Genomic DNA, 13,065 nt, shown 5'->3' with positions numbered 1-13,065 from the left:
GTGAATGCGGTGCAGGAACTCCAGGTGAACAATCTCACCGAATTCGAATGTCTGGCATTGAACAGCCCGCTGAACCTCGCGGACGGGCACGCCAGGCAGGCGCTCACCGCGAGCCAGGCGCGGATCATCGACGATCTGCCCAACCTGTTCGCGAAGGCCGCGGCCCGGCCGCCGGAGGAGGTGGGACTGGACGCCTGCCGCGCCTACCTGGGCCTGCTCGGCCAGCACAGCCACCCGGTCGGCGACGGTCGCGTGTTCGCCTGCTACTCCTCCTCGGTCGCCATGGAGATCTTCGCCAGGGCCCTGGCCCAGACCGGGGAGTCGGTCGCGCTGATCCATCCCACGTTCGACAACATTCCCGACATCCTGCGCGGCGTGGGCCTGAACCTGGTCCCCCTGGAGGAGGACGTCCTGCACGACGGCGACCTGCCCCGCGCGCTGCTGAACTCGGTGAGCTGCGTCTTCGTCACCACGCCCAACAACCCCACCGGGCGCGTGGTGTCGGAGGAGCGGCTGCGCGCTCTGGCCGCCCAGTGCGCCGACCACGACGTGATCCTGGCGCTCGACACGTCGTTCCGCGGTTTCGACCCGCGCGCCCACTTCGACCACTACCGGGTGCTGGAGAGCAGCGGCTGCCGCTGGGTCGTCATCGAGGACACCGGCAAGTTGTGGCCCACGCTGGAGCTCAAGATCGGCTGGCTGGTGACCGCGCGCGAGCCGGGCCTGCCCGTCGCCAAGATCTACTCCGACATCCTGCTCGGCTCGTCCCCCCTCGTGCTGGCGCTGGTGCAGCGCTTCGCCGAGGACGCCGCCGACGGCGGCCTGCCCGACCTGCACCGATTCATCGCCGGCAACCGCGCGCTCGTCAGGCAGGCGCTCGCCGGACTGCCGGACGTGGACTTCCCGGACCTCGACAGCCGAGCCAGCGTCGAACGGGTCCGCCTCGGGGCGCGCTCCTCGCTGGAGGTGTGGTCCACGCTGCGCGAGCACAACGTCTACATGCTGCCCTGCCAGAAGTTCCACTGGGCCGACCCGCACGAGGGCGACCACATGCTCCGGGTGGCCCTCGCCCGGTCGGCCGCCCCGCTCGGCGAGGCGATGCGGGCCCTGCGCTTCGTGCTTTCGACCCGGTGAGCCCCCGGTGAGCCTTCGCCCCGCCGCTTTCCCGTCGCGTGCGGACACCGGTCCCACCTCCCACACCCTGCGGTGGGAGGCGGGCGTCGTCCAGTCCGTCGCGCCGCCCGGCACGACGGACCTCGGCCCCGGCTACCTCGGACCCGACCTGCTGCCCGTCGGCTTGCTGGCGCGCGCGTACACCGAGGCCATGGCCGACTACGGCGCGGCCGCCCTGGCGTACGGCGACGACCGCGGCGCACTCGCCCTGCGCACGGCCCTCGCCGCCCGCACCCACCGCGCGGGCACCTGTGAGGGCGCCCGTACGCACCAGACGGACCGCATCTCCGAGGGTGTCCGCGCGCACCAGACGGACGGCACCTCCGAGGGCGCCCGCGCGCACCAAAAAGACCGCACCTTCGACGGCGCTCACGCGCACCAGACGGACGGCACCTTCGGCGGCGCTCACGCGCACCAGACGGACGGCACCTTCGGCGGCGCTCACGCGCACCAAAAGGACCGCACCTCCGACGGGGCCCGCGCGCATCAGAAGGACGGCATCCACCAGGGCAGCCGTCCGGGCTGTGCGGGCGGTATGTCGTGCGGGCCGGAGGGGGTTCTGGTCACCGCCGGGACCTCACAGGCGCTCCACCTGCTCGCCACCACCCTGGCCCGGCCCGGGGACGCGGTGCTCGTCGAGGAGTCCTGCTACGACCTGGGCAGGCTCATCCTCACCGACTGCGGCCTGCGGCCGTGCGAGGTGCCCGGCGACGCGTCCGGCATGGACCCGGGCGCCCTGGACACGGCGCTGGCCGTCAGCCGCCCGGCCTTCGTCTACCTCAACCCCACCTTCCACAACCCGACGGGCCGAGTCGTACCGCTCCACCGCCGCCACGAACTGCTGGCGGTCGCGCGCCGACACGCGACCACGATCGTCGAGGACGACGCCTACGCGGACCTGTACCTCGACGGCGTCGCGCCCCCGGCCGCCCTGGCCTGCCTGGCCGGACACCGGGGGGTGATCCGGCTCGGCACCTTCTCCAAGAGCCTGGCCCCCGGACTGCGCCTGGGCTGGCTGACGGCGGAGCCCGCGCTGGCCGACCGGCTGGCCGCCCACGGCGTGCTCCAGAGCGGCGGCTGCCCGAACCACACCACCTCGCTCGCCGTGAGCACGCTGCTCGACCGGGGACACTACGACCGCCACCTGGTCTGGCTCCGCGAACGGCTGCGCGAACGGCGCGACGCGCTGGTGGACGTCCTGGCGGCACGCCTTGACGCCGGCTTCCAGCTCGACCGGCCCGTCGGCGGCCTGTTCGTGTGGGTACGCACCGACCGGCGGGAACCCGACCTGCTCGCCGCGGCCCGCCGCGCGGGCGTCCTGGTCTCCGCCGGCTCCCGCTTCGGCTCCGGCGGCTCGGTACCGGACAGCGTCGGCTCTGGCGCGGCACCGGGCGGCGTCGGCTCCGGCGGAGCGATATCGGGCGGCATCGGCTCCGGTGGCGCGACACCGGGCAGCTTCCGCTCCGGCGGCGCGGCGGCGCCTGGCCTAGGCTCGGGCCCCGGCGGCGCGCGGGCGGGGGCGGTGCGGCTCGCGTACAGCCTCAACGGGCCGGACGAGCTGGCCGCGGCCGCGGAGCGGCTGGCCGCGGCCTGGAATGCGATCCCCCCTGACAGGAGAGGACCCGAGTCATGACCGCACCCGCACCCGCGCGCACCGCGCACCCGCACGGCTACACGCTCCCGCTCTCACCGTCGGGCAACTCGGCGATGGTCACCCCGCCGCCCTGGCACTTCTCCGGCGACGTCATCATGGCCGACTACCGCGTGGATCCCGAGGCCGCCGCCCGCTTCCTGCCCCCGGAGCTCACCCTGGGCCCCGACCCGGGAGCCGCGGCGGCGATCTTCGCCGAATGGCAGTGGTGCTCGGACGACGGCGCCGAACTGGCCGACCCCGGCCGCTGCCGGTTCGCCGAGTTCCTCATCCTTATCGCCTGCGAGTACCGCGGCCGCCCCCTGGCGCGCTGCCCGTACGCCTGGGTGGACGAGCCGGTGCCGCTGGTGCGCGGCTGGATCCAGGGCATGCCCAAACAGTTCGGGCAGGTGCACCAGATCAGGCCTGCCCAGGTCGGCAGGGCGGGGCCGAGGCTGGCCCCCGGCGGCCGTTTCGACGCGGCGCTGTCGGCGGGCGGCAGGCGCCTCGCCGAGGCGAGCGTGACCATCGAGGGCCGCGCCGCCGAGCCGCCGTACCTGCACACCCTCCCGCTCGTGCACACCCGGTTGTTCCCCGCCTGGCTCCCGTCGGAGGAACCGGTGACGCGGCTCGTGGCCTCGGAGGTGAGCGACGTGGAGTTCTCCGAGGTCTGGACGGGACGGGCCGAGGTGCGCTTCCCCGACGTGCCGGACGCCGACCTCGCCGGCCTGGCGCCCGTCGAGGTGGGGCGGGGCTACGTGTTCTCGTACGCGGAGACGCTGCACCACGGTCAGGCGCTGGAGCCGGCATAGACTGTGGTTAACGGAATGCTATTCGGTCGTCAACTAGAGTTCATTCCTCTGGTATGCTGCTGGCAGCATTCCCGTATGCACCCCAGTCGCCTCCGTCCATCCGGCAGAGGAATTATGCACGACACCCCAGCAGAGGGACGTCGCACCCTCGCGGCCAAGCTGGACCACCTGTTCCGCACGGTCCACACGCGAGAGGGCGGCGAATACAGTTTCGAGGACGTCTCCGAGGCACTCCGGGAGGCGGGCGGGCCTACGATCTCAGGAACGTACATCTGGCAGCTCCGCAAGGGGCTGCGTGACAATCCGACCAAACGCCATCTTGAAGCGCTCGCGGGATTCTTCGGAGTCCCGCCCGCCTACTTCTTCGACGACGAGGCGGCCGAGCGTATCGACGCCGAGCTGTCGCTGCTCGCGGCCATGCGCGACACCTCCGTCCGCGGCATCGCGCTGCGCGCGGCCGGGCTCTCGCCCAAGAGCCTGACCGCGATCAGGGAGATGATCGAGCGGGTGCGGGAGCTCGAAGGGCTGCCCAACGCCGCTGAGGGCGACGAGCCCGCCGCGTGACACCCGGCCGCCGGCGACCCCCGGCGGCCCGGCGGCCATTGCGCCTGCCGATGATGTCATCCGCCCAGATCATGCCCTTACGGGGTTCGGCCGCCAGGAGAGGGAGACCAGCGCTCGGCAGCCGCCGTTCTCCAGCGCCCCTTCAGCTGTCGCCGACGGGCCCGTTGCAGACCGGCTTCGTCGACTCCGCGGGCACGATGATGCCGGCGACTTCGACCACCGGTTCGCCCGCGAAGTAGCCGCGTTCGACGAGCATCACCGTGCTCCCGGTGCCGACGCCGAGTGTCCGCGCGTCCTCCGGTGTGCCCACAATGCCAGGTGCCGACCTTGTGGCGACTGAGCGTCGCCTCTCCCGCGGCCGAGCCGTCAGGGGCCGGCGTCGGCGCGTGAGACGAGGTCGGCGATGCGGGCCCACATCTGCGGCGGGTTGGAGTACATCGGGAAGTGGGCGCAGCGCTCGATCTCGGCGAGTTCGACGCCGCCTTCGGCCAGGGCGGGGAGATAGGACAGGGTGTTGTTCTGCTCCCCGTACATGAACATCTTCAGCACGGGAAGCTGGAGGAACCGGTCGAGTAGCTTGCCGTGGTCGGAGAGTTCGACCATGGACTCGAAGATCGCCCTGACAGCCGCGGCCCGGACCTTGTGGGGAAGGCTGGAGGCGTACAGGGCGCCGCCGTAGAAGCGTGAGTCGCCGACGCGTTCGGCGAACCGGGCCAGGAACTCGTCGGGATCGTCGTGGGAGTGGGTGAGGATCTGCCGGCTGAGGAAGCAGTCCTCGGGCGCGAGGTTGCCCTCGATGTTGGTGAGGCTCGAGATCCTGCCGGGGTCGCTGTCGGCGAGCAGGAGCGAGGTCAGGCCGCCCATCGAGTGCCCGACGAGGTGGCACCGGTCGATCTGCCGGGCATTGAGAACCTGCTCGGCGACGGAGACGAGAAAGGGGATCGAGACGGCGGTGAGGTCCGCGCAGGTGCTGCTGCCGCAGCCGGGCGCGTCGTAGGCGAGGACGGGGCGGTCGGCCAGCCGTTCATGCTGGATGACGTCCGCGTAGTCCTCCTTGGTCGAGCCGAAGCCGTGGAGGAACACCAGGGGTGTGCCGGTGCCGCCTCGGTGGAGGCCGGACACCTCGATGCGGGTCGCGTCGACGGTGAGGGGGAGCGTGAAGCGTTCGAGTTTCCTGACGGTGGTGGCGGGGTTGCGGACGGCGGCCACGGCGAAGATCGGGTTGTCCGTCATCGCCGTCACCGCCCGGCCGTTTCGAAGTTGTCGTACAGGTCGAGGGTGCTGCGGCCTTCCCGCAGCCGCTTCATCAGCTCGTTCTCGTGAGTCACGCGCGCGTCGGCGCGGTCGAGGATCCGCTCGATGTCGGACGCGGGAAGGGCCACGACTCCGTCCACGTCCCCGACGACAAGGTCGCCGGTGTGGACCGTGACGCCACCGACCTGGACGGGACGCCCGAGAACGCCGCGGAAGTCCTTGCGGGTGCCGAAGATCGCGTTGCCGCGCGAGAAGACCGGGAAGCCGAGCGCCTCGATCTCCGCGGCGTCCCGGACACCGCCGTCGATGAGCAGGCCCACGATCCCGCGTTGCTGGGCGGCCACGGTGAGGATCTCGCCCCAGTGACCGAAGCGGGCGCCGCCGACGTCGGCGACCAGGACCGACCCGGGCGGCGCCGGCAGTACGGCGTGGTGCAGGGCGAGGTTGTCGCCGCCGGCGCCCTGCACGGTGAATGCCGGGCCGCACAGCCGGGCACCGGCCCACAGCGACCGGATCTCCGGGGACAGGGCCACGGCGAGTCCGGACGCCTCGGACAGGGTCGCGCTGGAGTGGCCGCGGGCGAGGTCGGCGGTGCTCACGAGGGGTCCTTCCGGGTCTGGAGCGAGTGGTAGCCGTGCTCGGCGCGCGCCTCGGCGAGCGTGGCGCCGCATCGGACGGCCTCGACGACGGCCTCTTCGACGCGGTCGATACGCCGGGCGATGTCCGCGACCTCGTCCCAGCGTGTGGCCGGGACGACGGCGGCTCCGTCGTCGTCGGCCACGAGGACGTCGCCGGGGCGGATGGCGACACCGTCGATGGTGACGGCGCTCTGGACCGCGGCCACCCGTACGCGGTCCTTGCCGGTGCGCATGAACCGGGAGACCGACCAGATCGGGTATCCGGCGGCGGTCGCGACGGCGACGTCCCGGCAGGCGCCGTTGATGACGGTGCCCGCGATGCCGCGCTGGTGGGCGGTCTGGCTCATGATGCCGCCCCACACCGTGCAGTCGGTACGGCCGGCGTTGTCGATGAGGATCACCGCGGCGGCGGGCACGTCGTCGAGGTAGTCGCCCACAGTGCCGCCGGCCTCGTCGACCGGCTCGTAGGTCACCGTGAAGACCGGCCCGGCGGCCCACTGGCCCTGACGCAGCGCGCCGAGGCCGTGGAGGGATCCGGGGAGCCCGAGCGAGTCGAGGGCATCGGAGACCGACGCGGTGGACAGGCCGGTGGCGAGCTTCGAAGGAGCGTTCATCGGACCGGCTCCTTCTCTTCGGAGAGCTCCCCGGCGAGCTCTCCGGCGAGGCGGGCGTCGTGCATGGTCTGGGAGAGGGGCGCGCCCGCGCGTACCTCGTCCGCGATGGCGCGTTCCCGGGCGACGATCGCGGTGGCGATGTCCGCGACTTCTTCGGCCCGGTCCCGCGGGACCACGACGAGACCGGTCTCGTCGGCGACGACCACGTCGCCCTGCTCGACCGTGAGCCCGGCGACGCTGACCGGCTCGCCGGTGGAGCGCTCCTGCAGCCTGCCCCGTGCCGTGACCGGGATCGAACCCCGCGAGAACACCGGGAAACCCAGCTCACGGGCCTCCGCCACGTCGCGGCACACGCCGTCGGCGACCACACCGCGGACCCCGCGCCGGGCCGCGCCCAGGCTCAGGATGCCGCCCCAGCACGACACGTCGGTACGCCCCTGGTTGTCGACGACGATCACGCTCTGGTCGTCCGAGCTCTCGACGGCCGCAGTGGCGATGTGGGCTCCGGCAGGGCCGTCAGTGCGCGGTTCGAGCCCCACGGTGACGGCGAATCCCACGACGGCCGCAGGGCCCCACAGCGGACGGATGCCGCCGGCTCCGGAGGGAAGCCCGAGCCGGTCGAGCGCGTCGCTGACCGCGGCGGAGTCGAGCGCCGTGAAGCGGTCCAGGAGAGATGAGTTGCTCATGCTTCCACTTCAACAGGCTGCAGATATATTCGGAAGGTCTGATTTCATCTATCAGTAAGAGGCTGTGCGAATCATGGTGGAGATCCGGCAGGCCCGCTACTTCGTCGCGGTCGCCGAAGAACTCCATTTCGGCCGCGCGGCACACCGGCTGCAGATGTCCCAGCCACCGCTGTCCCAGGCGATCAAGCAGCTGGAACAGCAGCTCGGCTGCGAACTGCTGCACCGTACCCAGCGGTCGGTCGCCCTCAGCCTCGCCGGAGCCGTGTTCCTGGACCACTGCCGCGCCCTGATCCGGCATGCCGAGGAAGCCGAAGCCGCCGCCCGGCGGGCCGCCACCGGGCGCGGCGGGCGACTGAGCCTGGGCGCGGTCGCCTCGGCCTTCTCCTGGCCGCTGCCGCTCGTGCTGGAGCGGTTCCACGAGGCCCTGCCGGACGTCGAGATCCGCACCCAGGAGATCGACACCCACGAGGCCGCGGCAGGGCTCCTGGACCGCTCGCTCGACTGGGCGATCGTGCGCCAGACCGCCCCGGTGCGCGGCACCACGGCGACCTCGCTGTACGCCGACCGGTTCGTCGCGGCTCTGCCCCCGCACCACCCCGCCGCCGAGGCCGCCGGCCCGCTGGATCTGGCGGACCTCGCGGGCGGCCCGTGGGTGTGGCTGCACCGCCTGATCTCCCCCGACTACCACGACGCCATGGCGGCCATGTGCCGAGCGGCCGGATTCAGCCCCGTCCCGGCCCACTGGGCCCGGTCGGTGACCTCGCAGATCGCCATGGTCGAATGCGGGCTCGGCGTCACCATCGTGCCCGCCGCGGCAGCCGCGTCACGCCCCGCCGTCCGCTTCAGACCACTCCGTCACGCGACGGCGACCATCGACCTCACCGCCATGACGAGAGCCGACCCCGACGCGCTGGCCGAGCGCCTCACCGCCATGGCGACGCGACTGACCACGGCGCAGGCACCACCGCCGCACTGGTAGTCGGCCCCCATCAGGCAGGCAGGAGCAGCCGGAATTCGGCCCCGCCCGGACCGCTCCGTACGTCCACCGAGCCGTCGTGGGCGGCCACCACGGCCTGGACGATCGCCAGCCCGAGCCCGGCCCCTCCGGTGGCCCGCGATCGGCCCTGGTCGGCGCGGGAGAACCGTTCGAAGATCTCCAGGCCGGGCGGTATGCCGGGGCCGTCGTCCTCGACGGTGATCTCCACCTCGCCCGGCAGCCTCCGTACGGCCACCACGACCGTGGTGCCGTCGGGCGTGTGGATGCGGGCGTTGCTCAGCAGGTTCGCGATCACCTGGTGCAGCCGGAGCGGGTCTCCGATCACCGTGACGGGGTCCTCCGGCAGCTCGAGCCGCCATCGGTGGCCGGGTCCCGCGGCCCGCGCGTCGCCGGTGGCCTCGATGGCCAGGCGGGACAGGTCGACCTCCTCCCTGGCCAGCGGCCGGCCCGCGTCGAGCCGGGCCAGCAGGAGCAGCTCGTCGACCAGCTCGCTCATCCGCTCCGACTCGGCGTCGATCCTGCCCAGCGCGTGCCGTACATCGTCCGCCATCGGCTCGTCGCCGCGCAGGGCCAGCTCGGCGTGCCCGCGGATCGCCGCGAGCGGGGTGCGCAGCTCGTGGCTGGCGTCGGCGGCGAAGGCGCGCAGCCGCTGCTCCACGGCGTGCCTGCGGCCGAGTGCCGACTCCACGTGGCCCAGCATGCGGTTGAAGGCGGCGCCTACCTGGCCCGTCTCGGTGCGCGGGTCGGTGTCGGGTACGCGTTCGGCCAGGGTCACCTCGCCGCTGGCCAGAGGCAGTTCGGTGACCTTGCGGGCGGTCGCGGCGATGCGTTGCAGGGGGCGCAGTGCCAGCCGTACCCACAGCGCGCCCGCGACACCGGCGGCGGTGAGCGCGCCGGCGAACATGATCAGCTCGAACAGCTGCAGGCGGTGCATCGTCTCCTCGACACCGCGCAGGGACAGACCGGTGATCATGACGTCACCGTCCCGGCCCGCGGTGGCGAGGAGCCGGTAGTCGTCCAGGCTGCCGGACAGGTCCACGGTCCGCGGCGGGCCCCCGACCGGCAGCGCCGCCAGCGTCTTGTCGTCGTCGGGGCTGAGGCCGGGGTGGGCGCCGTCGCGTTCCGACACCACGGCCGCGTGGGTGACGCGCCCGTCGACCAGCCGCGCGCCGAACGTGCCCCGCGCCTGCCCCCGCGTGTCCTCGCCGTGCTCCAGACTGGCGGCGAACCGCCCGTGGTCGGCGGCGAGCTGCTGGTCGATGGGGCCGAGCAGGAACCGCTCCATCGCCACCGACGTGGCCACGCCGACCGCCGCGCACGACAATGCCAGCAGCACGAGCAACCCGGCGATCAACCGGGCTCTGAGGGTGCGCGGGAGAAAGTTCATGGCTTGAGCACGTACCCGACGCCGCGCACGGTGTGGATCAGCGGCCGGCGGCCCGCGTCGATCTTCTTGCGCAGGTAGCTGATGTAGAGCTCCACGACGTGGGCCTGACCGCCGAAGTCGTACGACCAGACATGGTCGAGGATCTGCGCCTTGCTCAGCACCCTGCGCGGGTTGCACATGAGCAGCCGCAACAGCTCGAACTCGGTGGGCGTCAGGTCGACCGGCGTGCCGCCCCTGCTCACCTCCCTGGCCTCCTCGTCCATGGACAGGTCGGCCACGACCAGCCGTTCTCCGGTGCCGGGCCGCGCCATGCCCGCCCGGCGCAGCAGCCCGCGCAGCCGCGCGAGCACCTCGTCCAGGCTGAAGGGCTTGGTCACGTAGTCGTCGCCGCCCGCCGTGATGCCCGCGACCCGGTCCTCGACCGCGTCGCGGGCGGTCAGGAACAGTACGCACAGCTCGGGCCACCGCGCTCTGAGCCGGTCCATGAGCTCCAGGCCGTTCAGGTCGGGCAGCATGACGTCCAGGATCGCGGCGTCCGGCGCGAACTCCTCGGCCACGCGGATCGCGGCGGCCCCGTTCGGCGCGGTGCGGACTTGCCAGCCCTCCTGACACAGCGTCTTCTCCAGCACCTCCAGGAGGTCTGGTTCGTCGTCCACGACGAGCACGCGGATCGGCGTACCGTCCGGGCGCAGCAAACTGCTCATTTCAGAAAAATACGTGCTTTCTGTGAGAAACCGGTGAAGGGCGTCGTTCATAGGGAAAACAGAAGATTGCCTGGCACGGTGGGCCCATGACCACTCTTCACGCTCCGGCACGGCGAGCCGCCGTCACGGCGCCGCCGCGCCACCGGGTCCGGCCCGAGTTGCTGCTGTGGGCCGTGGTGGCCGGCGCGCTCGCGGTCATCGGCCTGTGGTGGCGCGGCACCCCGTCCGTGTCCGGCCTGGACGGCTGGCTCACCGAGAGCGGCCGCATCACGGGCCTGCTGGCCGGGTACGGCATGGCCGTCCTGCTCGGGCTCATGGCCCGCGTCCCCGCTCTGGAACGCGGCGTGGGCAGCGACCGGCTGGCCCGCTGGCACGCCATGGGCGGCCGGTACGTCATCGGACTCGTCGTGGCGCACGTCCTGACCATCATCTGGGGGTACGCGGTCGCCGACCAGTCCGGGGTGGTGGACGAGGCGGTCACGATGGCGCTGTCCTTCCCGGACGTGCTGAAGGCGACCGTGGCCTGCTTCCTGCTGCTCGGTGTGGCCCTGGTGTCGGCCCGCGCCGCCCGCCGCAGGATGCGCTACGAGACCTGGTTCTACCTGCATTTCTACACCTACCTGGCGGCCTGGCTGGCGTTCGGGCACCAGCTCGCGACCGGCGCCCAGTTCACCGGCGATCGCGTGGCCCAGGTCGCCTGGTACGTCCTCTACCTCGGGGTGGCCGCGCTGCTGGTCTGGTACCGCTTCCTCGGCCCGGTCCGGGTGTGGGCGCGGCACCGCCTGCGGGTGGCCCAGGTCACCGCCGACGCGCCGGGCGTCGTCTCGATCCACCTCACCGGCCGGCGCCTGGCCCGGCTCGGCGCCGAGCCGGGCCAGTTCTTCCGGTGGCGCTTCCTGACCCGCGACCTGTGGTGGTCGGCCAACCCCTACTCGCTGTCCGCCGCGCCGGACCGTGGCGGGCTGCGCATCACGGTCAAGGCGCTGGGCGACCACAGCGCGGCGCTCGCCCGGCTGCGGCCGGGCACCCGGGTGATCGCCGAGGGGCCGTACGGCGGATTCACCGGACGCCTCGGCCGCAGTCCCAAGTCGGTGCTGATCGCGGGCGGCGTCGGCATCACCCCGCTGCGCACTCTGTTCGAGACGCTGCCCGGGCAGCTGACCCTGCTCTACCGCGCGCGTACGCCGGAGGAACTGCTGTTCAGGGACGAACTTGAGGAGATCGCCAGAGTACGCGGCGACGCCCGGCTCTACTGCTCGGTCGGCCCGAGGTCCCCGGACCTGTTCACCGGGCTCGACCGGCTGCTGCCCGACCTGCGCGAGCACGACGCCTACGTGTGCGGGCCGCCCGAGATGACGCGGTCGGCGATCCAGGCGCTGCGGTCGGCGGGCGTGCCCGCCCATCGGATCCATCACGAGTCTTTCGAGTTCTAGGGGTTCCTCGCATGAAGAGAGCACTGCTCGCGGTGGTCACCACCGCCATCGGCCTGGTGCTGCTGCTGTCGTTCAAGCCGCACGACGTCACCGGGGCCGCCCAGCCGCCCGCCGCCCTCGCCCAGACCCAGACCACCGCGACACCGGCGCCGACATCGACCCAGCAGTCCACGGGCGCCCGTACGGTGGACGGCGACGCGGTCGACACGCGCTGGGGGCCCGTGCAGGTGCAGATCAGCGTCACCAGCGGCAAGATCTCGAGCGTCCAGGTGCTCCAGGCGCCGGACGAGAACCGGCGCGACGTCGAGATCAACAACACCGCGCTGCCGATCCTCCAGGACGAGACCATCTCCGCTCAGAGCGCCCAGATCGACTCCGTCTCCGGCGCCACCTACACCAGCGACGGCTACATCCAGTCCCTGCAGAGCGCCATCGATCGGGCCGGGCTGTGACCCGCCACGTCGAGCACGTGATGGGGACGGTCTTCTCCTTCGACGTACGCCACGACGCGGCCGAGGCGGTGGCGCGGGCGGTCGCCTGGCTGCACCATGTGGACGCGGTCTTCTCCACCTACCGGCCGGACAGCGCGATCAGCCATCTCAGCCGGGGCGAGATCGACGTGTCCGACTGCCCGCCCGAGGTGGCCCAGGTGCTCGCTCTGTGCTCCCAGACAGAGCACGACACGAACGGATATTTCACCATGTATCCCGGTGGGCGTCTGGACCCGACCGGCCTGGTGAAGGGGTGGGCGATCGAGGAGGCGTCCCGGCTGCTGTCCGAGGCGGGCGCGTCCCACCACTGCGTCAACGGCGGCGGCGACATCCAGCTCGGCCCCGGCCCCTCGCCGTGGCGGATCGGGATCGCGCACCCCGCCCGGCCAGGCGCCCTCTGCACCGTGGTCACCGGCCACGACCTGGCCATAGCCACCTCGGGCAACGCCGAACGGGGCCCGCACATCCTCGACCCCCACACCGGACGCCATGCCACCGCGCTGCTCTCGATCACCCTCGTCGGCCCGCGCCTGACCGCCGTCGACGCCTTCGCGACCGCGGCGTTCGCGATGGGCGACGCCGCCCGCGACTGGGTGGAGGAGATCGACGACCTCGAGGCTTTCGCGGTGACCGCGGACGGCAGCTGGCAGACCAGCGGCTTCGGCGCCCAGAACTGACTTCT

Annotated in this window: 15 protein-coding genes; 8 read left to right on the top strand and 7 right to left on the bottom strand. The window is 72.3% G+C overall.

Annotated features, from left to right (window positions below):
* Window positions 1-9: 9 nt before the first annotated feature.
* From mppP to KME78_RS37765, 4 genes are all read left to right on the top strand, one after another.
* Complete coding sequence (mppP, locus tag KME78_RS37780; RefSeq protein WP_219534257.1) at window positions 10-1,134, top strand: enduracididine biosynthesis enzyme MppP; 1,125 nt, start codon at window positions 10-12, stop codon at window positions 1,132-1,134.
* A 7-nt stretch (window positions 1,135-1,141) separates the two neighbouring features.
* Window positions 1,142-2,806, top strand: a complete 1,665-nt coding sequence (locus tag KME78_RS65015) for an aminotransferase class I/II-fold pyridoxal phosphate-dependent enzyme (protein ID WP_219534256.1) — start codon at window positions 1,142-1,144, stop codon at window positions 2,804-2,806.
* Entirely contained in the window at window positions 2,803-3,615 is an 813-nt protein-coding gene (gene mppR, locus KME78_RS37770; RefSeq protein WP_219534255.1) for an enduracididine biosynthesis enzyme MppR, read from the top strand. Before KME78_RS65015 ends, mppR begins: the two co-directional genes overlap by 4 nt.
* Before the next feature lie 114 nt (window positions 3,616-3,729).
* Window positions 3,730-4,179 carry a helix-turn-helix domain-containing protein gene (locus tag KME78_RS37765; RefSeq protein ID WP_219534254.1) on the top strand — a complete coding sequence of 150 codons (450 nt, stop codon included), beginning with the start codon at window positions 3,730-3,732 and terminating at the stop codon, window positions 4,177-4,179.
* A 142-nt stretch (window positions 4,180-4,321) separates the two neighbouring features.
* On the opposite strand, the gene KME78_RS37760 is transcribed toward KME78_RS37765, so the two are convergent.
* From KME78_RS37760 to KME78_RS37740, 5 genes are read right to left on the bottom strand one after another with little or no spacing between them, the layout of a single operon-like run.
* Window positions 4,322-4,489: a hypothetical protein gene (locus KME78_RS37760; RefSeq protein WP_219534253.1), complete on the bottom strand. Its 168-nt coding sequence runs from the start codon at window positions 4,487-4,489 to the stop codon at window positions 4,322-4,324.
* Between the two features lie 56 nt (window positions 4,490-4,545).
* A complete protein-coding gene (locus tag KME78_RS37755) occupies window positions 4,546-5,412 on the bottom strand; it encodes an alpha/beta fold hydrolase (protein ID WP_219534252.1) in 867 nt (288 codons plus the stop codon).
* 5 nt (window positions 5,413-5,417) lie between these two features.
* On the bottom strand, window positions 5,418-6,032 hold the full coding sequence (locus tag KME78_RS37750; RefSeq protein ID WP_219534251.1) for an RraA family protein: 615 nt from the start codon (window positions 6,030-6,032) through the stop codon (window positions 5,418-5,420).
* Window positions 6,029-6,685 (bottom strand): RraA family protein, encoded by a 657-nt coding sequence (locus KME78_RS37745; RefSeq protein WP_219534250.1) that lies wholly within the window; start codon window positions 6,683-6,685, stop codon window positions 6,029-6,031. Before KME78_RS37745 ends, KME78_RS37750 begins: the two co-directional genes overlap by 4 nt.
* Window positions 6,682-7,371 (bottom strand): RraA family protein, encoded by a 690-nt coding sequence (locus KME78_RS37740; protein WP_219534249.1) that lies wholly within the window; start codon window positions 7,369-7,371, stop codon window positions 6,682-6,684. Before KME78_RS37740 ends, KME78_RS37745 begins: the two co-directional genes overlap by 4 nt.
* A gap of 73 nt (window positions 7,372-7,444) precedes the next feature.
* Here KME78_RS37740 and KME78_RS37735 point away from each other — a divergent pair, with 73 nt between their 5' ends.
* A complete protein-coding gene (locus KME78_RS37735) occupies window positions 7,445-8,350 on the top strand; it encodes a LysR substrate-binding domain-containing protein (RefSeq protein ID WP_219534382.1) in 906 nt (301 codons plus the stop codon).
* A 10-nt stretch (window positions 8,351-8,360) separates the two neighbouring features.
* Here the strand turns inward: KME78_RS37735 and KME78_RS37730 are convergent, their stop codons facing one another.
* Entirely contained in the window at window positions 8,361-9,755 is a 1,395-nt protein-coding gene (locus KME78_RS37730) for a sensor histidine kinase (RefSeq protein WP_219534248.1), read from the bottom strand.
* Window positions 9,752-10,459: a response regulator transcription factor gene (locus KME78_RS37725; RefSeq protein ID WP_281428960.1), complete on the bottom strand. Its 708-nt coding sequence runs from the start codon at window positions 10,457-10,459 to the stop codon at window positions 9,752-9,754. Before KME78_RS37725 ends, KME78_RS37730 begins: the two co-directional genes overlap by 4 nt.
* A gap of 86 nt (window positions 10,460-10,545) precedes the next feature.
* Here KME78_RS37725 and KME78_RS37720 point away from each other — a divergent pair, with 86 nt between their 5' ends.
* Genes KME78_RS37720 through KME78_RS37710 form a run of 3 tightly spaced genes read left to right on the top strand, consistent with a single transcriptional unit; the run spans window position 10,546 to window position 13,060 of the window.
* Entirely contained in the window at window positions 10,546-11,892 is a 1,347-nt protein-coding gene (locus tag KME78_RS37720; protein ID WP_219534247.1) for a ferredoxin reductase family protein, read from the top strand.
* Window positions 11,893-11,903: 11 nt separating this feature from the next.
* Complete coding sequence (locus KME78_RS37715) at window positions 11,904-12,344, top strand: FMN-binding protein (RefSeq protein ID WP_219534246.1); 441 nt, start codon at window positions 11,904-11,906, stop codon at window positions 12,342-12,344.
* Window positions 12,341-13,060, top strand: coding sequence for an FAD:protein FMN transferase (locus tag KME78_RS37710; protein WP_308127283.1), 720 nt, complete (start codon window positions 12,341-12,343; stop codon window positions 13,058-13,060). The genes KME78_RS37715 and KME78_RS37710 overlap by 4 nt, the downstream gene beginning before the upstream one ends.
* Window positions 13,061-13,065: the final 5 nt, after the last annotated feature.

This window comes from Nonomuraea guangzhouensis (assembly GCF_019396345.1).
Classification (GTDB): domain Bacteria; phylum Actinomycetota; class Actinomycetes; order Streptosporangiales; family Streptosporangiaceae; genus Nonomuraea; species Nonomuraea guangzhouensis.
Note: the sequence above shows the minus strand (reverse complement) of the source record. Positions and strands in the feature narration are given on the sequence as shown.